Origin of the sequence: Salipiger marinus (assembly GCF_900100085.1) — a bacterium.
Taxonomy (GTDB): Bacteria; Pseudomonadota; Alphaproteobacteria; order Rhodobacterales; family Rhodobacteraceae; genus Salipiger; species Salipiger marinus.
Genome location: NZ_FNEJ01000002.1, coordinates 279769 through 296998 on the forward strand (window position 1 = coordinate 279769; position 17230 = coordinate 296998).

Sequence of the window (17230 nt, forward strand, 5' to 3'; positions counted from 1 at the left end):
GAATGCCGCAGAGTGCGGATATGGACCCGCATCTCTCCCCTTCGCCAGACGTGATCCCGAACCGGTGCTGGCAGGCACGGATTTTCGGGGCGAAGTCCGTACAGACGGGCGGCGTGGTCCGGCGCAAGATCCGCGATGTTCACCGCGAAATCGGACGCGACGCCCTGATCGCCGAGGTCAAGGCGCGCGGATTTCATCTGCTGGAATGCGGCGATCAGTATGTGATCATCTGCAATTCCGGCCAGCTGCGCGTGGTGTGTTGAGCGAGAAAATTCGTCCGAATTTTCTCGCGACTCCCGGCGCACGATTTCGAGATTTTTCGTCGAAAAATCTCGAACCTCACTCCGCAGCCTGCTGGGCCATCGGATTGTTGGGATGCCTCGTCCAGTCCGCCCGATCCGCTGACACCTGCAACCTGGTGCGGGGATCAACCGCCCCTGCGGGCAGCCGCACCATGGTGATGCAGCTTTCGACCGGGCAGACATTGACGCACAGGTTGCAGGCGACGCAGTCCTCGTCCTTGACCTCGAAAACCCGGCCCGGCAGCATCGCGATGGCCTGATGCGAGGTATCCTCGCAGGCGGCGTAGCAGCGTCCGCAGCTGATGCAGAGATCCGGGTCGATCCGCGCCTTGGACACCGCGTTCAGGTTGAGATGCTGCCAGTCGCTGACATTGGGCACGGCCCGTCCGATCAGATCGCCAAGCCCGATCTCCTTGCTGTCGAGATATTCCGACAGCCCTCGCGTCATCTCCTGCACCACCTTGAACCCATAGGTCATGGCCGCCGTGCAGACCTGCACATTGCCCGCCCCCAGCGCCAGAAATTCCGCCGCATCCCGCCATGTGGTGACGCCGCCGATGCCCGAGATCGGCAGGCCCCGCGTTTCGGGGGACCGCGCGATTTCGGCCACCATGTTGAGCGCGATGGGTTTGACCGCCGGACCGCACAGCCCGCCATGCGCGCCCTTGCCGTCGATGGTGGGCTCGGGCGCGAACAGATCCAGATCCACGGCGGTGATCGAGTTGACGGTGTTGATGAGGCTCACCGCATCGGCCCCGCCGCGTTTCGCCGCCTCTGCGGGTTTGCGGATGTCGGTGATGTTCGGCGTCAGCTTCACGATGCAGGGCATGCGGCTGGCCTGTTTCACCCAGCGTGTCACCATCTCGATATAGTCGGGCACCTGCCCCACGGCAGAGCCCATGCCGCGCTCGCTCATGCCATGCGGGCAGCCGAAATTCAGCTCCACCCCGTCCGCCCCCGTCTCCTCGACCAGAGGCAGGATCGCCTTCCAGGCCTCTTCGGTGCAGGGCACCATCAGCGACACCACCAGCGCCCGGTCCGGCCAGTCGCGCTTTACCGCCTTGATCTCGCGCAGGTTCACCTCCAGCGGGCGGTCGGTGATCAGTTCGATGTTGTTGAGCCCCAGCAGCCGCCGGTCCGCGCCCCAGATCGCCCCGTAGCGGGGACCGTTGACGTTGACCACCGGCGGGCCCGCTTCGCCCAGCGTTTTCCACACCACCCCGCCCCAGCCGGCCTCATAGGCGCGGCGGACATTGTATTCCTTGTCGGTGGGCGGCGCCGAGGCCAGCCAGAACGGGTTCGGCGAGGAGATGCCCACGAAGTCACAGGAAAGATCAGCCATGTCGCGTGCTCCTCAGCCCATCAGGCTTGTGTGGATGGCGTCCGCGGCGTCGCGACCCTGCGCCACCGCCGTCACCGTCAGATCAGTGCCGCCGCTGGCACAATCGCCACCGGCCCAGACCCCGGGCAGCGAACTGCGCCCCTGCCCGTCCACCGCGATCCTGCCGCCTGTCAGGTCCGGCAGCGCGTCGCCCGTCAGGGTCTGGCCGATGGCGCGGAACACCTGATCGGCGGCCAGCCGGATCCGCGTGCCGGTGGGCTGCAGCGCGTCATCGGCAAATTCGAACTCAACCTCGCGCACCGCGCCATTGCCATGCACCGCCACCGGCACCGCATTGCAGAGGATCCGCACGCCCTTGCTCTGCGCCAGATCCTGTTCGAAGCGCGAGGCGCCCATCCGCGCCTGCGACCGCCGGTAGACCACCGTGACGTTGAGCGCCCCCAGCAACTTAGCCTGCACCGCCACGTCGATGGCGGTCATGCCGCCGCCAATCACCACCACGTCGCGCCCCACGGACAAGCGGGACAGATCCTCGGCCTGCCGCAGATCGGCGATGAAGCCCACGGCGTCCAGCACGCCCTCGCGGTGATCGCCCTCGACCCCCAGCGCATTGACCCCGCCCAGACCAAGGCCAAGGAACACCGCGTCATGCCCGGCCCGCAGGTCGTCCAGCGTCAGGTCGCGCCCCAGCGCCATGCCGGGGCGCAGGGTGATGCCGCCGATGCCCAGCAGCCAGTCCACCTCGCGCGCGGCAAAATTCTCCGGGCTTTTATAGGCGGCGATGCCGTATTCATTGAGCCCGCCGAGCTTGGGCCGCGCGTCGAACAGCGTAACCTCGTGCCCGTTCAGCGCCAGACGGTGGGCACAGGCCAGCCCTGCGGGCCCCGCGCCCACAACGGCCACGCGCTTGCCGGTGGGGGCGGCGCGGTCAAAGGGATGCGCGTTGCGCGCCATGATCCTGTCGGTGGCGTGGCGCTGCAGGCGCCCGATCTCTACCGGGCGGCCTTCGGCGGCTTCACGCACGCAGGCCTGTTCGCACAGCGTTTCGGTCGGGCAGACGCGGGCGCACATGCCGCCAAGGATGTTCTGCTCCAGAATGGTGCGGGCCGCCGCCTCGGGCTGGCCGGTGCTGATCTGCCGCACGAACAGCGGCACGTCGATGCCGGTGGGACAGGCGGTGATGCAGGGCGCATCATGGCAGAAATAGCAGCGGTCCGCCGCGACCTGCGCCTCGTGAGCGCTGAGCGGCGGGTGCAGATCGGCGAAACCCGCCTCGATCACGGCCCGGTCCAGCCGTCCGGGGCGGATGCCCTCTGCCAGTTGCCTTGCGTCCATCGGTCGCCTCCCGCTGCCTGCGCTATGGAAAAACGCTCTCACGGGTCAAAATTTTTATCAATCGGTAAAGAAATTCGCCCCGCCCCTGTCGGGACGTCTGCTCAAAAATCCGGCAGACAATGCAGAAAGGCCGCCCCCGAAGGGACGGCCTTTGCACAGATCGCGGGCAGAAGGATCAGTTCTGCGCGTAATATTCGATGACCAGATTCGGTTCCATGATCACGGCATAGGGCACGTCGGCAAGGCCGGGGGTGCGCACGAAGGTCGCGGTCATCTTGGAATGGTCGGCCTCGATGTAATCGGGCACGTCCCGCTCGGCCAGCTGCACGGCTTCCAGCAGCACGACCATCTGGCGCGACTTCTCGCGGACCTCGATCACGTCGCCTTCCTTCACGCGGTAGGAGGGGATGTTCACGCGGCGACCGTTCACCATGACGTGGCCGTGGTTCACGAACTGACGCGCGGCGAACACGGTCGGCACGAACTTGGCGCGGTAGACGACGGCGTCCAGACGGCGCTCCAGCAGGCCGATCAGCAACTCGCCGGTGTCGCCCTTCAGGCGCTCGGCATCCGAGAAGATGCGGCGGAACTGCTTTTCGGTCAGATCGCCATAATAGCCTTTCAGCTTCTGCTTGGCGCGCAGCTGCAGACCGAAGTCCGACAGCTTGCCCTTGCGGCGCTGACCATGCTGGCCGGGGCCATATTCGCGCTTGTTCACCGGGGACTTGGGACGGCCCCAGATGTTCTCGCCCATGCGGCGGTCAAGCTTGTACTTGGCAGACGTGCGTTTGGTCACGGCTGATCTCCTTCATATGTGACGAAGGGCGTTGTCCTTTGCCCGAAGGCCGACAGGGCATCCCCTTGCGGGGGCCACCAACACCAATGAAGGCGCGCTTATATGCGGCTTTGGCCCGGAGTCAACACGCCAGCCCGAGGTGAGCCGCGAATTTGCCGCCAAGTTTGTCCTTTAAACCGCCGTTAAGTCCACAGGCGCAGGATGGCGGGGCGCAAAGACCGCCAGCACACAGGGGAACGGGCCGGAGATGATTGCACCCACCGCACTGGATCTGGCGCTGGACGCGCGGGACCGCGGCATCGTCGACATGGTGCGCGACGCGATCCGGCACCGGCAGGTGCTGCTGGCCTATCAGCCGGTGGTGCGCGCCCGCGACCCCGCCACCATCGCCTTTCACGAGGCGCTGATTCGCGTGCTGGACGAGACCGGGCGCATCGTCCCCGCCCGGGACTTCATGCCCGCGCTGGAAGACACGGAATATGGCCGCCTGCTGGACTGCATCGCGCTGGATCACGGGCTGCGGGAACTGGCGCGGGAACCGGGGCTGCGGCTGTCGGTCAACATGTCGGCCCGCTCCATCGGCTATCGCGCATGGTCGCGCACGCTGACCCGCGGCATCGACCGCGACCCCACCGTGGCCGAACGGCTGATTCTGGAAATCACCGAATCCTCGGCCATGCTGGTGCCCGAACTGGTGGTGGATTTTATGGCTTCGCTGCAGCGCCGCGGCATCACCTTCGCGCTGGATGATTTTGGCGCGGGCTATACCGCGCTGCGCCATTTCAAGCAGTTCAGCTTCGACATCCTGAAAATCGACGGGCAGTTCGTGACCGGCATCGCGCAGGATGCCGACAATCAGGTGCTGACCGGCGCCATGCTGGCCATCGCCGACCAGTTCGACATGTTCACCGTCGCCGAATCGGTGGAGCGGGCCGAAGACGCCGCCTATCTTGCCGCGCTTGGCGTCGACTGCCTGCAGGGCTACCATTTCGGCGCACCCACCGTCACCCCCGCATGGCGCAGGCCGCAGGCGCGTCCGGCGCAGGCCCGCGCCTGAGCGGGACGCCCTGCCGGGGCAGCGACAAATTGCGCTACCAGCTGCAAAACATGTGCAGAAACACTGTCCTGCGGCCCTGCAGCGCGGTATCAAGGGCGGGAAGTCAGGCGCGGAAGGTCGGTTCCTGCCACGAGGGCGGGACCGCGCATCAGCGCCGAGGCTCTGCATGGAGGGAGAATTCATGACCAATGTGGTTATCGCATCCGCGGCACGTACAGCCGTGGGCAGTTTCAGCGGCGCCTTCGCCAACACTCCGGCCCATGATCTGGGTGCCGCGGTGCTGGAGGCGCTGGTGGCCCGCGCCGGAATCGAAAAGGGTGAAGTGTCCGAAACCATCCTCGGACAGGTGCTGACCGCGGCGCAGGGCCAGAACCCCGCCCGTCAGGCCCATATCAATGCCGGTCTGCCCAAGGAATCCGCCGCGTGGTCGATCAACCAGGTCTGCGGCTCCGGCCTGCGCACCGTGGCGCTTGGCGCGCAGCACATCCTGCTGGGTGATGCCGACATCATCTGCGCCGGTGGTCAGGAAAACATGACGCTCAGCCCCCATGCCGCCTATCTGCGCGCCGGGCACAAGATGGGCGACGTGACCTATGTGGACACCATGATCCGCGACGGTCTGTGGGATGCCTTCAACGGCTATCACATGGGCCAGACCGCCGAAAACGTCGCGACCCAGTGGCAGATCAGCCGCGAGATGCAGGACGAATTCGCCCTCGCCTCGCAGAACAAGGCCGAAGCCGCGCAGAAGGCCGGGCGTTTCGACGACGAGGTGATCGCCTTCACCGTCAAGACCCGCAAGGGCGAGACCGTGGTCGACAAAGACGAATACATCCGTCACGGCGCCACCATCGAAGCGATGCAGAAACTGCGCCCCGCCTTCGCCAAGGATGGCAGCGTGACGGCGGCCAATGCCTCGGGCATCAATGACGGCGCCGCGGGCGTGCTGCTGATGACCGCCGAAAACGCCGAAAAGCGCGGGATCGAACCGCTGGCGCGCATCGCGTCCTACGCCACCGCCGGGCTTGATCCGTCGATCATGGGCGTGGGCCCGATCCACGCCTCGCGCAAGGCGCTGGACAAGGCGGGCTGGCGTGTCGAGGATCTGGATCTGGTCGAGGCCAACGAGGCCTTTGCCGCGCAGGCCTGCGCCGTCAACAAGGACATGGGCTGGGATCCGGCCATCGTGAACGTCAACGGCGGCGCCATCGCCATCGGCCACCCCATCGGCGCCTCGGGCGCGCGGGTGCTGAACACGCTGCTGTTCGAGATGAAGCGCCGCAACGCCAAGAAAGGCCTCGCGACGCTCTGCATCGGCGGCGGCATGGGTGTCGCGCTCTGCGTGGAACGCCCCTGACCCTTCGACGTAAAAAGGGGCGCCGCCGCGCCCCTTTTTCTTTTTGCCCGCCTTGCTGCATCTGCGAAGAACTGCGCAATATTGTTGCGAATAAGGTATTCATTGGGTAACAACGTTACAAGACATCGGCCATATTGGAGGATAGCATGGCAAGAGTTGCATTGGTGACCGGGGGCAGCCGGGGCATTGGCGAGGCGATTTCCAAGGCGCTGAAGGCGGCCGGATATGAGGTGGCCGCGACCTATGCCGGCAATGACGAGGCTGCGGCCAAGTTCACCGAAACCACCGGCATCAAGACCTACAAGTGGAACGTGGCCGATTACGACGAGTCCAAGGCCGGGATCGCGCAGGTCGAAGCCGATCTGGGGCCCATCGACGTGGTGGTGGCCAATGCCGGGATCACCCGCGACGCGCCCTTCCACAAGATGACCCCGCAGCAGTGGAAAGAGGTGGTCGACACCAACCTGACCGGCGTGTTCAACACCGTGCACCCGGTCTGGCCCGGCATGCGCGAGCGCAAGTTCGGGCGGGTCATCGTGATTTCCTCGATCAACGGCCAGAAGGGACAGTTCGCGCAGGTGAACTATGCCGCGACCAAGGCGGGCGATCTGGGCATCGTGAAAAGCCTCGCACAGGAAGGCGCGCGCGCGGGCATCACCGCAAATGCCATCTGCCCGGGCTATATCGCCACGGAAATGGTGATGGCGGTGCCGGAAAAGGTGCGTGAATCAATCATCGGGCAGATCCCCGCGGGCCGTCTGGGCGAACCTGAGGAGATCGCGCGCTGCGTGGTGTTCCTCGCCTCTGACGATGCGGGCTTCATCAACGGCTCGACCATTTCGGCCAATGGCGGGCAGTTTTTCGTCTGATCCCGACGCTTGAACCACGGCCCCGGCGTTCCGCGCCGGGGCCTTGATGTGCGCAGACGCAGCCCTCCCCTGCGGAGCCTCCCGTTTCCGTCACGCCGGATCCGCCTATATTCGGGTCATATCCGCATCAGGAGAACCCCAATGCCTGACACCATCAAGGGCCTGCACCACGTCACCGCACTGGCCAGCAGCGCCGCTCGCAACAACGCCTTTTTCACCGGAACGCTGGGCCTGCGCCGGGTGAAGAAGACGGTGAATTTCGACGCGCCCGATGTCTATCACCTGTATTACGGCGACGAGGCTGGCACGCCCGGTTCGGTGATGACCTATTTCCCCTTCCCCCACGCCCGCCGGGGCCGTGCGGGCAGCGGCGAGGTGTCCACCACCGCCTTTGCCGTGCCCGAAGGCACGCTGGACGCGTGGGAGGCCCGGCTGGGCGAGGCGGGCGTTCCCGGGCTGGAGCGGGTGAACACCTTTGGCGAAAACCGCCTGCTGTTTCAGGGCCCGGATGGCGACGGACTGGCGCTGGTCGAGGCCGAAGATGACCGCACGCCATGGACCGGCAACGGCATCGGCGCCGATACCGCGCTTCGCGGCTTTCATTCGGTGGAACTGCGCCTGCGCGACACCGGCCCCACGGCGGATCTGCTGGGCCTGATGGGCTATCAGGAAGAATGCCGTCAGGGCAACGTGACCCGCTTTGTCCTGCCCGCGCATAATGGCGCGGGCACTGTCGATCTGGCGCAGGTGGATGCGCCGCAGGCCGATCAGGGCGCGGGCAGCGTGCATCACATCGCCTTCGCGGTCGATGATCGCGCCGCACAGCTGCAGATCCGGCAGGCCCTGACCGAGGCGGGGGCGCAGATCACCCCGGTGATCGACCGAGACTATTTCTGGGCGATCTATTTCCGCAGCCCCGGCGGCGTGCTGTTCGAAATCGCCACCAACGAGCCCGGCTTCGACCGCGACGAGGATCTTGCCCATCTGGGCGAGGCTCTGAAACTGCCGCAGCAGCATGCCCATCTGCGCGCCGATCTGGAACGCCGCCTCGAACCGCTGGGCGACTGACCCGTTAAGATAGAATCGTCAGGCCAGAACAGAAGAACGCCCCGGGCTCCTCCCCCGGGGCGTTTCCTGTTTCTGCACTGCTTCAGACAGGCGCACACATGGCAGGGCGGAAACTGGCCGGGACCGCAGACCCGAGCCTGTCCGCCTCCGCCTAGTGCGGCTGAGACGACAGACGGGTGATCTGTTCCTTGATGCGGAGCTTCTGCTTCTTGAGGTTGGCGACATGCAGATCGTCCACGCCCGGACTGCGCTGCATCTGTTCAACCGTCGTGGAGAGGTGTTGGTGCTTCTTCTTCAGTTCCTGCAAGTGCGAAGTCACGCTCATATCGTCCTCCTTGTGCTGAATAAGCAAAAACCAGTGCAACATAACTTTTACATTCTGTCACGCCGCACCCGCAGCATTGCTTGACGAAACGTTACACTCTGCCCTTTCCGCGGTCGTCAGCGGCAAAAGCCAGCGGCGCGCCGTCCCGCAACGCTGCCTGTATGACATTTGTGTAACTCTCGCCGTCTTCAAGGTGAGTCGCGCCCTCGTGCAGGACCAGCGGCGGCTGCAGGCGGAAAGCCGCACGCCCGCCCTTGCGGCCACGGGCAAGAACCAGCCGGGGCGCGCGGCCCGCGCGCGGCGCCAGCGGCAGCACCTCCAGCGATCCCAGATGTGCGCCCAATGCGGCCAGAAGCTCGGGCAGCCGTTCCACCCGCTGCACGAAGGTCGCAGTGCCGCGCGGCGCCAGCCTGCGCGCGGCCAGTGCCACCCAGCCTGCCAGCGGCAGCGGCCCCGCCAGCGCCAGTTCGCGCCCGGCATCGGGGGCGGCGCTGCGCTGGCCCTCCTCGAAATAGGGGGGATTGGCCAGAACATGGTCAAAGCTCTGCGCCTTCAGCGCGGCGGGGGGCGCGGCCAGATCAGCCTCCAGCACCTCGCCGGTCAGGCCGTTCTGGGCAAGGTTGCGGCGGGCAAGCGCGGCATAGGCGGGCTGAATCTCCACCCCGGTCAGCGCCAGCCCCGGCACCCGCACCCCAAGACAGCAGAGCGCGGGCGCGGCGCCGCAGCCCAGTTCCAGCACGCGCTGCCCCGCCCGCGCCGGGATCGAGGCTGCCAGCAGCACCGGATCGATGCCCGCACGATAGCCGTGACGCGGCTGCCACAGCCGCAGCCGCCCGCCCAGAAAGGCGCAGCAGTCCAGATCCGCCTCGGCAAAGGGCTCAGCCCTCAAAGACGACCCCGTTCTCGCGCAGCACCCGCCGCGCCGCTTCGAGTTCGGAGCCGCGGACCATCAGGCGGCGCGGCAGAATGCCCAAGCTTCCCTCGAGGATGCTCATGTTTACGTCCAACTCAAAGCTGGCTATACCCTGCGCATCGAGGAGGGTCTTCGCCAGCGGGATCAAGGTTATGTCGTTGGTTCTGAGAAGCTCTTCCATAATGGGGATGTAATGGCAGGGCTGCGGCCTTGTCGAGCCTTGGGCGAGGGTCTTATGGGCTTGGACACACCGGATGCAAAGCCGCACGACCGCCTTGCGGCGATGCTGGCAGACGACATGGGGCAGGTCAACACGCTGATCCGGGCGCGGATGGCGTCGAAACACGCGCCCCGCATCCCCGAGGTGACGGCGCATCTGGTGGAGGCGGGCGGCAAGCGCCTGCGCCCCATGCTGACGCTCGCCGCCGCGCGGATCTGCGGCTATGACGGGCCGTTCCACATCCATCTGGCCGCCACGGTGGAATTCATCCACACCGCGACGCTGCTGCATGACGATGTGGTGGACGAAAGCCGCCAGCGGCGCGGTCGCCCCACCGCCAACCTGCTGTGGGACAACAAATCCTCGGTTCTGGTGGGGGATTACCTGTTCGCCCGCAGCTTCCAGCTGATGACCGAACCCGGCGATCTGCGCGTGCTGGAGATCCTCTCCAACGCCGCCGCCACCATCGCCGAAGGCGAGGTGCTGCAGCTGACCGCCGCGCAGGATCTGCGCACCGACGACTCCATCTATCTGCAGGTGGTGCGGGGCAAGACTGCCGCGCTGTTTTCCGCCGCAACCGAGGTGGGCGGGGTCATCGCCCGCGCCGAGGAATCGCAGGTGCAGGCGCTTTACGCCTATGGCGACGCGCTGGGGATCGCCTTTCAGATCGCCGATGACCTGCTGGACTATCAGGGCGTCAGCAGCGCCACCGGCAAGAATGTCGGCGACGATTTCCGCGAACGCAAGCTGACCCTGCCGGTCATCAAGGCCGTGGCCGCCGCCGATGCGACCGAACGCGCCTTCTGGCAGCGCACCATCGAAAAGGGCCGTCAGGAAGACGGCGATCTGGACCATGCGCTGGCCCTGCTGAAAAAGCACGGCGCGCTGGAGGCGACGCGGGACGAGGCGCTGCTTTGGGCCGGGCGCGCCAAGGAGTCGATGGCGACGCTGCCGCCGTCAGACATGCGCGACGTGCTGATCGATCTGGCGGATTTTGTGGTGTCGCGGCTTTACTGACGGCGCGGCGTCGCGCGCTGCGTCTGGTCCCCCAGCACGGCAGGCGCGATCCACCAGCCCGACCGGGCGGCGCGCAGCAGCTGCGCCGCCTGAAGGGCCTCGGCTTCGGTGTCGAAAAGCCCGAAACAGGTGGCCCCTGATCCCGACATGCGCGCCAGACGGCAGCCGGGCAGCTGACGCAGCGCGTCAAGCACGGCGCCAATGGCAGGCTCCACCGCGCAGGCGGCGGGCTGCAGGTCGTTGCGCTGCCACGCCAGCCAGTCGATCAGCGGCTCGGGCCCCGCAAAGACCGGCAGCGCCTCGGGCAGCGGCGGATTGCTGCGGCAGGCCAGCGCGCGAAAGATCGCGGGCGTGGCGACGGGCAGGCGCGGATTGACCAGCAGCGCGGGCAGCGGCGGCAGCGACAGCGGCTCCAGCACCTCGCCGATGCCGCGCGCGCGCAGCGGCGCGTTCATCCGGCACATGGGCAGATCGGCCCCCAGCGCCAGCAGATCCTGCCCCAGCCCGGCGGGCGCCTCGGTTCCGCGCAGCGCCAGCATGCCGCGCACCGCCGCCGCCGCATCGGCAGAGCCGCCGCCAATGCCGGAGGCCACCGGCAGATGTTTGGCAAGATGGATCGCCGCCCCCTGCCCCGCCGCCACCAGCGCTGCGCCGCGCAGCGCAAGGTTGTCCGGCCCCGGGCTCAGCCCTGCGGATTCCGGCCCGGCCAGCGTCAGGCTCAGCGCTTCGGCAGGGCGAAGCTGCAGCACGTCGCCGACCGGGGCGAAGGCCACGAGGGAATCGAGCAGATGGTAACCGTCGGCGCGCTGGCCGGTGACATGCAGGGCGAGGTTGATCTTTGCCGGGGCAAAGACCTCAATGCACGTCATTCGCCACCTTCAGGGGCGGTGCGCCTTCTTCGGACAGCACCTGATCCAATCCCACCTCCAGCTTGCGGCGGATGCGGTCGGGATCCAGTTCCTCGGATGCCTCTTCCCAGTCGACGAAGGACAGCGCCCGCTGCCACTGGAACCGCGCCTCGGTATGGCGGCCCACAGCCCAGTAGACATCGCCCAGATGGTCGTTGACCACAGGATCCACCGCCATCAGTTCGGCGGCGCGTTCCATATGGCCCACCGCTTCGTCATAGCGGCCAAGGCGATAGAGCGCCCAGCCCAGACTGTCGACGATATAGCCCGCCTGCGGCTGCGCCGCGACGGCGCGTTCGATCATCGCCAGCGCCTCGTCCAGATTCTGCTGATGCTCCACCAGCGAATAGCCCAGATAGTTCAGCACCTGCGGCTGGTCGGGGTTCAGCTCCAGCGCCTCGCGGAAATCGGCCTCGGCGGCGGGCCAGTCATCCAGCCGCTCCTTGCTGATGCCGCGCGCGTAATACAGGAACCACTGCGCCGGATCGGGCCGTTCAAAAGCGCCCAGCGCGCGGTCATAGGCGGCCACGGCAGCGTCATAGCGTTCCAGCTGGCGCAGCAGATCGCCCAGCGCGGAATGCACCGCAGGCTGGTTGCCATGGGTTTCGGCCAGCTGTTCCAGCACCTCGACCGCCGCATCCATCTTGTCCTCGGCGCGCAGCGCATCGGCGCGGCCCATCTCGGCGATGTGGTAATTCGGATCCTCGCGCGGCACGCGCCGATAGGTGGTCGCGGCCAGATCATACTGGCCCAGCTGGTCCAGCAGATCGGCGGTCATCAGGATGGCCCCCGCATTGTCGGGGCGCAGGAAATCCGCGATGCGGGCGTAAAGCAGGGTGAAATCCTCGTCGGCCTCATCGGCCAGCGCGCCCGCGAGCGTATAGAACACCTCGGCGATGCCGTCGCGCGGGCTGCGCACGCCGCTGAAGGGCAGCGCCTCGCCCGACGCCAGCCGATCATGCAGCGCGCGCAGTTCCGGATCCAGCACCTGCCCGAAGGCCTCCTCGATCAGATCCGCCGCCTGTTCGGGCTGGCCCAGCTGCGACAGGATTTCGGCGCGCGCCATGATGCCGCGACGGGTCAGCTGCATGCCCCCCGTCTGGCTGGAGGCAAAGATCGCCTCCGCGCCGCCAAAATCCCCGACCGAGGCCAGAGCCATCGCCTTGTGATAGGCGGCAAATCCCGCCAGCCCGCGATCCTGCGCCACCGCGTCGAAGGCCGCGCGCGCGGCATCCATATTGCCGCCGCCCAGTTCGGCCCATGCGATCACCAGCCCGTCGACCAGCGGCCCGATGCTGTTTTCGCCCTTCAGGCTGGCAAGGATGGCCGCGTAATCTTCGTCCCGCGCCATCGTGGCGACCTGCGCCATGGTGCCGATCTGGCTGCGCACGCCGCGTTCGGTCAGCCGGTCCGCCAGTGCCGTGGCCGCGTCGATCTCGCCCAGACCGATATGGGCATAGGTCGCGCGTTCGATGATTTCGGTATTGGTGGGGTCATGGGTCGCGGCTTGGGCGTAATACTGTGCCGCCGCCTTGAAATCGCCGGTAAAGCTGGCCTGACGCGCCGCCAGATAGGCCCCCGCCAGACCATCCGCCGCCACCGGCACCGGAGCCAGCAGCGCCAGCGCCGCCACCATGCCGCGCAGAGTTCCCCGAGCCTTGCCTGCCATGCCGTCTCCTGCATTCTGAGTTGGGCCAAGCCTAGCCTGCCGCGCCTCACGGCGCAATGCAGGCGGCTTCACGGCCTTGTCACAGCAGCGGGCGGACGCTCAGGCGCCGATCACCAGCGCATCCGCCGGATCCAGCGCCAGCGTCACGCTGTCGCCGACGCGCGGCGGTGTGGCGCGGGTGGTGTTGAACAGATCCACCGCCAGCCGCTGGTCGCCCAGATCCAGCCGCAGCCGGATCACCGAGCCCAGAAAATCAAGCTCGGTGATGGTGCCGGTCAGGCTGGCCATGCCCGGCTCTGCCCCCAGCCGCAGCATTTCCGGACGCAGGCCCAGCACCACCTCGCCGCCGGGCAGCGCACGGCCCAGCACCAGATCCGATCCCCCCACCCGCACATGCCCAGAGGCGGGGTCGATCACCTGCGCGGTGAGCGTGTTCAGCGTGCCGACAAAGCCCGCGACAAAGCGCGTGGCGGGGCGGTTGTAGATGTCGAAGGGCGTGCCCACCTGATCCGCGACGCCCTGATGCATGACCACGATGCGGTCCGACATCGACAGCGCCTCTTCCTGATCGTGGGTCACGAAGATGGTGGTGATGCCCAGTTCACGCTGGATGGCGCGGATTTCGTTGCGCAGGCTGACGCGCACCTTGGCATCCAGCGCCGACAGCGGCTCGTCCAGCAGCAGCACCTGCGGTTTTGGGGCCAACGCCCGGGCCAGCGCCACGCGCTGCTGCTGCCCGCCCGACAGCTGATAGGGGTAGCGTTCGCCCATCTCGGGCAGGCCGATCAGCGCCAGCATCTCGGCCACACGCGCCGCGATCTCGCGCGCGGGCGCGCCTTTGACCTTCAGCCCGAAGCCGACATTCTGCGCGACGGTCAGGTTGGGAAACAGCGCATAGGCCTGAAACACCATGCCGATGTTGCGGTGGTTGGGCCGCAGCCGCGACACGTCCTTGCCCGCGATGGTGATGCGCCCGGCGCTGGGAAGTTCGAACCCCGCCACCATGCGCAGCACCGTGGTCTTGCCGCAGCCCGAGGGCCCCAGCAGCGAGATGAACTCGCCCTTCTCGACCTCGAGGTTGAAATCCTTGACGACGCGGTTCGCGCCAAAGCTCTTCTCCAGACGGGAGATGGTGAGAAAGGTCATCGGGCGGCCTTGTCGTGTTTGGTGAACCGGGTGACGAGCTGGATCAGCCCCATGCAGGCCCAGGTGATGATGAAGGCGATGGTGGCCAGCGCAAACGGCTCATAGGCCTTGTTCGCGCCCATAAGCTGCAGATAGGGGCCAAAGGCCGGACGGTTGAGCAGCGCCGCCATGGTGAATTCGCCCATCACGATGGCAAAGGTGACAAAGGCGCCGGACAGCACCGCCACCAGCACGTTGGGCAGGATGATCCGGCCCAGAATGGTGATCCAGCCCGCGCCAAGGCTCTGCGCCGCCTCGGTCAGGGTGGTCACGTCGATGGTGCGCAGCCCGGTATCCACGGCGCGATACATGTAAGGCAGCGACAGCGTGGCATAGCCGAACATCAGAAGCAGGTTGGTGCCCAGCACCGAGCCGGTCAGCGGCAGCCAGCTGGAGGTGTTGTAAAGCCGGATATAGCCGAACACGACCACGATGGCCGGGATCACCAGCGGCAGCAGGGTGATGAATTCGATCACCGGGCGCAGATGCGGCAGTTTCAGCCGCACCCAGAACGCCGTCGGCACCACCAGCAGCATCCCGAACACGATGGTCAGCAGCGCCATCATCACCGAATAGCTGAAGGTCTGGCGGAACTGCGGATCGCCCAGCACCGCCACATAGGCGTCAAAGCTGTATTCGCCCCGCCGCATCGACAGCGAGAATTCGATCATCCCCAGCAGCGGCAGGATGAAATAGGTAAGCCCCAGCAGCAGGATGGCCCATGACGCGGCGCGGGTCATTTCAGCCACCTCTCTGAGCGCATCCGCAGCACGATATAGACGACATTGGCCAGCCCCGTGACAAGGATCATGCCAAAGGCCATGGCATAGCCCAGATGCGGATCGCCCAGCACGTCGCCGCGGATCTGCGCAAAGAGCATGATGGGCACGATGTTGAGCGAACTGCCGGTCAGCGCGATGGCGGTGGCCACGGCGCCGAAGGCATTGGCGAAAAGCAGCGCGAAGGTGCCAAGGATGGTGGGGAACAGGATCGGCAGCGCCACCATGCGCCAGTATTGCGCGCCCGTGGCGCCCAGACAGGAGGCGGCCTCGCGCCATTCCCGTTTCAGCCCGTCCAGCGCCGGGGTGACGATCAGGATCATCAGCGGGATCTGGAAGAACAGATAGGTGATGGTCAGGCCCCAGAAGCTGAGGATGTTGAAGCCCATGGCGCGCAGGTTGATGCCGAATTCGGTGCGCAGGAACACGGTGACCAGTCCCAGCGGTCCCAGCGTCGCCAGAAAGGCGAAGGCCAGCGGCACGCCCGCAAAATTCGACGCCACGCCGGAAAAGGTCATCAGCGGGCTGCGCAGCCCGCGCGGCAGGCCGCCCAGCACCATGGCGGCGGCCATCAGGAAGCCGATCAGGCAGCCGATCGCGGCGGAAGAGACGGAAATCTTGATGGAGATCCAGTAGGAGGACAGGATCGATGGCGTGAACAGCCCGGCGATATTGGCAAAGGTAAAACTGCCATCCGGGCGCTGGAACGCGCCCACCACGATCTTCATCGTGGGCATGACCAGAAACAGCAGCACGAACAGGGCAAAGGGCATCACGCCCAGCCAGTTCAGATTCAGGTGGAAGGTCCGCCGGGGCGGAGGGGGGGACTGCTCGGTCACGGGATCATCCGGTCGGGGCTGGACAGAAGGAACAGGGCCCGCCACGGCACCGTCCCGGACGGGAAACGGGGGCCCGCGCGGGCCCCCGGTCCATTGGCTTACTGGACGTTGGCGCCCACGACCGAATCCCAGCCGCCGACCACGGCGTCATTGTTGGCGCCCTGCTCGTCCAGCGTCGGGAAATAGGCCTGCTCATAGGCCTCGGCGGGCGGCAGCGCGTCGATCAGTTCCTGCGGGATCTTGCCATCGGCGGCCATCGCGTTGAAGCGCGCCGGGTGGCAGTAGCCCTTCAGCCACAGGTTCTGGCCTTCGTCCGAGTAGATGTATTCCATCCACAGCTTGGCGGCGTTCGGGTGCGGCGCATGGGCCGAGATCGCCTGAACATAGACACCGGCCAGAACGCCGGTTTTCGGCACGACCACATCCACCGGCGGGTTGCCGTTCAGCGTGTCACGGGCGGCCAGCGCGTTGTAATCCCACATGATGGTGATGGGGGTGGCGCCCTGTGCCAGCGTGCCGGCCTTGCCGATGACGGGCACGAAGTTCCCGGCCTCGTTCAGCTGCTTGAAGAATTCCAGACCCTTCTCGCCCGCCTCCTGACCGGCGGCACCGCCATTGGCCATGCCCGCGGCCAGAACCGACAGGATCGCCTGGTTCGAGGCGCGCGGATCGCCAGCCAGCGCGACCGAGCCCGCATATTCCGGCTTCAGCAGATCGGACCAGTCCTCGGGGGTGGTGTCGATCAGATCCTTGTTCACCATGAAGGACATGACGCCGTAATAATCGCCATACCAGTAGCCTTCGGGATCCTTGATCGCCTCGGGGATCTCGTCCCATGTCGAGACCTTGTAGGGCTGCAGCAGCCCTTCTTCCTTGGCCTGCGGGCCGAAGGACAGCCCGATGTCCAGAACGTCGGGCGCCTGCGGGCCGGTATTGCCCTTGTTGGCGCGCACGGCTTCCAGTTCGTCGGCAGAGCCCGCATCGGGGTTCAGTTCGTTGACTTCAATCTCGGGATATTTGGCCTTGAAGCCCGCGATCACCTCGCCATAGCCGCACCAGCTGTGCGGCAGGGCGATGGTGGTCAGCATGCCTTCTTCCATGGCGGCAGCTTCAAGCGCCGCCAGATCCTGCGCCTGCACCATGGAGGTGGTCGACAGCAGCGCGGCAATACCCGCGAGCCAGTTCATCGATTTCATGATAATGTCCCTTTTTCCCCGGACGCCGGTTCAGTCCCGCCCGGGCACTGTCG

18 protein-coding genes are annotated in these 17230 nt (G+C 66.4%); 6 read left to right on the forward strand and 12 right to left on the reverse strand.

Translation table 11 applies throughout. The features are described from left to right. Positions 1 to 20: 20 nt before the first annotated feature. Positions 21 to 263: a hypothetical protein gene (locus BLR51_RS03360; RefSeq protein ID WP_089843852.1), complete on the forward strand. Its 243-nt coding sequence runs from the start codon at positions 21 to 23 to the stop codon at positions 261 to 263. Positions 264 to 339: 76 nt separating this feature from the next. On the opposite strand, the gene preA is transcribed toward BLR51_RS03360, so the two are convergent. From preA to rpsD, 3 genes are all read right to left on the reverse strand, one after another. Continuing rightward, entirely contained in the window at positions 340 to 1644 is a 1305-nt protein-coding gene (gene preA / locus BLR51_RS03365) for an NAD-dependent dihydropyrimidine dehydrogenase subunit PreA (protein ID WP_089843855.1), read from the reverse strand. Positions 1645 to 1656: 12 nt separating this feature from the next. Beyond that, positions 1657 to 2979 (reverse strand): NAD(P)-dependent oxidoreductase, encoded by a 1323-nt coding sequence (locus tag BLR51_RS03370; RefSeq protein ID WP_089843858.1) that lies wholly within the window; start codon positions 2977 to 2979, stop codon positions 1657 to 1659. A gap of 175 nt (positions 2980 to 3154) precedes the next feature. Then, positions 3155 to 3775 (reverse strand): 30S ribosomal protein S4, encoded by a 621-nt coding sequence (rpsD, locus tag BLR51_RS03375; protein ID WP_089843861.1) that lies wholly within the window; start codon positions 3773 to 3775, stop codon positions 3155 to 3157. A 247-nt stretch (positions 3776 to 4022) separates the two neighbouring features. Here rpsD and BLR51_RS03380 point away from each other — a divergent pair, with 247 nt between their 5' ends. The 4 genes from BLR51_RS03380 (at position 4023) to BLR51_RS03395 (ending at position 8126) form a co-directional block, all read left to right on the forward strand. After that, positions 4023 to 4832, forward strand: coding sequence for an EAL domain-containing protein (locus BLR51_RS03380; RefSeq protein ID WP_089843864.1), 810 nt, complete (start codon positions 4023 to 4025; stop codon positions 4830 to 4832). Between the two features lie 181 nt (positions 4833 to 5013). Further along, a complete protein-coding gene (locus BLR51_RS03385) occupies positions 5014 to 6189 on the forward strand; it encodes an acetyl-CoA C-acetyltransferase (RefSeq protein ID WP_089843868.1) in 1176 nt (391 codons plus the stop codon). Positions 6190 to 6335: 146 nt separating this feature from the next. Continuing rightward, positions 6336 to 7058, forward strand: a complete 723-nt coding sequence (phbB, locus tag BLR51_RS03390) for an acetoacetyl-CoA reductase (protein WP_089843871.1) — start codon at positions 6336 to 6338, stop codon at positions 7056 to 7058. A 141-nt stretch (positions 7059 to 7199) separates the two neighbouring features. Further along, the gene (locus BLR51_RS03395) at positions 7200 to 8126 is read left to right on the forward strand and encodes a VOC family protein (protein ID WP_089843874.1); all 927 of its coding nucleotides are present in this window, start codon (positions 7200 to 7202) and stop codon (positions 8124 to 8126) included. A gap of 151 nt (positions 8127 to 8277) precedes the next feature. Here BLR51_RS03395 and BLR51_RS03400 read toward each other — a convergent pair whose 3' ends face one another. The 3 genes from BLR51_RS03400 to BLR51_RS28695 form a co-directional block, all read right to left on the reverse strand. Next, a complete protein-coding gene (locus BLR51_RS03400; RefSeq protein ID WP_089844103.1) occupies positions 8278 to 8451 on the reverse strand; it encodes a YdcH family protein in 174 nt (57 codons plus the stop codon). Positions 8452 to 8542: 91 nt separating this feature from the next. Next, entirely contained in the window at positions 8543 to 9340 is a 798-nt protein-coding gene (locus BLR51_RS03405) for a tRNA1(Val) (adenine(37)-N6)-methyltransferase (RefSeq protein ID WP_089843876.1), read from the reverse strand. Beyond that, positions 9330 to 9710 (reverse strand): putative signal transducing protein, encoded by a 381-nt coding sequence (locus BLR51_RS28695; protein ID WP_511229352.1) that lies wholly within the window; start codon positions 9708 to 9710, stop codon positions 9330 to 9332. The genes BLR51_RS03405 and BLR51_RS28695 overlap by 11 nt, the downstream gene beginning before the upstream one ends. Between BLR51_RS28695 and BLR51_RS03415 the strand changes: the two genes are divergently transcribed. Continuing rightward, complete coding sequence (locus BLR51_RS03415; RefSeq protein ID WP_089843881.1) at positions 9600 to 10601, forward strand: polyprenyl synthetase family protein; 1002 nt, start codon at positions 9600 to 9602, stop codon at positions 10599 to 10601. The genes BLR51_RS28695 and BLR51_RS03415 overlap by 111 nt on opposite strands. Here BLR51_RS03415 and BLR51_RS03420 read toward each other — a convergent pair. From BLR51_RS03420 to BLR51_RS03445, 6 genes are all read right to left on the reverse strand, one after another. Further along, entirely contained in the window at positions 10595 to 11470 is an 876-nt protein-coding gene (locus BLR51_RS03420) for a 4-(cytidine 5'-diphospho)-2-C-methyl-D-erythritol kinase (protein WP_089843884.1), read from the reverse strand. The genes BLR51_RS03415 and BLR51_RS03420 overlap by 7 nt on opposite strands. Then, positions 11457 to 13178, reverse strand: a complete 1722-nt coding sequence (locus tag BLR51_RS03425; RefSeq protein WP_089843887.1) for a tetratricopeptide repeat protein — start codon at positions 13176 to 13178, stop codon at positions 11457 to 11459. Before BLR51_RS03425 ends, BLR51_RS03420 begins: the two co-directional genes overlap by 14 nt. Before the next feature lie 99 nt (positions 13179 to 13277). Then, complete coding sequence (locus BLR51_RS03430) at positions 13278 to 14324, reverse strand: ABC transporter ATP-binding protein (RefSeq protein WP_089843890.1); 1047 nt, start codon at positions 14322 to 14324, stop codon at positions 13278 to 13280. Beyond that, positions 14321 to 15103 (reverse strand): ABC transporter permease, encoded by a 783-nt coding sequence (locus BLR51_RS03435; RefSeq protein WP_089843893.1) that lies wholly within the window; start codon positions 15101 to 15103, stop codon positions 14321 to 14323. The genes BLR51_RS03430 and BLR51_RS03435 overlap by 4 nt, the downstream gene beginning before the upstream one ends. Then, complete coding sequence (locus BLR51_RS03440; RefSeq protein WP_089844106.1) at positions 15100 to 15915, reverse strand: ABC transporter permease; 816 nt, start codon at positions 15913 to 15915, stop codon at positions 15100 to 15102. Before BLR51_RS03440 ends, BLR51_RS03435 begins: the two co-directional genes overlap by 4 nt. A gap of 164 nt (positions 15916 to 16079) precedes the next feature. Beyond that, positions 16080 to 17168, reverse strand: a complete 1089-nt coding sequence (locus BLR51_RS03445) for an ABC transporter substrate-binding protein (protein ID WP_375342673.1) — start codon at positions 17166 to 17168, stop codon at positions 16080 to 16082. Between the last annotated feature and the right edge of the window lie 62 nt (positions 17169 to 17230).

Bases quoted from the DNA above. Each gene is read 5' to 3' on its own strand.
- BLR51_RS03360 (WP_089843852.1), top strand. From the start codon at position 21: ATGGACCCGCATCTCTCCCCTTCGCCAGACGTGATCCCGAACCGGTGC.
- preA (WP_089843855.1), bottom strand. From the start codon at position 1,644: ATGGCTGATCTTTCCTGTGACTTCGTGGGCATCTCCTCGCCGAACCCG.
- BLR51_RS03370 (WP_089843858.1), bottom strand. From the start codon at position 2,979: ATGGACGCAAGGCAACTGGCAGAGGGCATCCGCCCCGGACGGCTGGAC.
- BLR51_RS03380 (WP_089843864.1), top strand. From the start codon at position 4,023: ATGATTGCACCCACCGCACTGGATCTGGCGCTGGACGCGCGGGACCGC.
- BLR51_RS03385 (WP_089843868.1), top strand. From the start codon at position 5,014: ATGACCAATGTGGTTATCGCATCCGCGGCACGTACAGCCGTGGGCAGT.
- phbB (WP_089843871.1), top strand. From the start codon at position 6,336: ATGGCAAGAGTTGCATTGGTGACCGGGGGCAGCCGGGGCATTGGCGAG.
- BLR51_RS03395 (WP_089843874.1), top strand. From the start codon at position 7,200: ATGCCTGACACCATCAAGGGCCTGCACCACGTCACCGCACTGGCCAGC.
- BLR51_RS03400 (WP_089844103.1), bottom strand. From the start codon at position 8,451: ATGAGCGTGACTTCGCACTTGCAGGAACTGAAGAAGAAGCACCAACAC.
- BLR51_RS03415 (WP_089843881.1), top strand. From the start codon at position 9,600: ATGGGCTTGGACACACCGGATGCAAAGCCGCACGACCGCCTTGCGGCG.
- BLR51_RS03420 (WP_089843884.1), bottom strand. From the start codon at position 11,470: ATGACGTGCATTGAGGTCTTTGCCCCGGCAAAGATCAACCTCGCCCTG.
- BLR51_RS03425 (WP_089843887.1), bottom strand. From the start codon at position 13,178: ATGGCAGGCAAGGCTCGGGGAACTCTGCGCGGCATGGTGGCGGCGCTG.
- BLR51_RS03430 (WP_089843890.1), bottom strand. From the start codon at position 14,324: ATGACCTTTCTCACCATCTCCCGTCTGGAGAAGAGCTTTGGCGCGAAC.
- BLR51_RS03435 (WP_089843893.1), bottom strand. From the start codon at position 15,103: ATGACCCGCGCCGCGTCATGGGCCATCCTGCTGCTGGGGCTTACCTAT.
- BLR51_RS03440 (WP_089844106.1), bottom strand. From the start codon at position 15,915: ATGCCCTTTGCCCTGTTCGTGCTGCTGTTTCTGGTCATGCCCACGATG.
- BLR51_RS03445 (WP_375342673.1), bottom strand. From the start codon at position 17,168: ATGAACTGGCTCGCGGGTATTGCCGCGCTGCTGTCGACCACCTCCATG.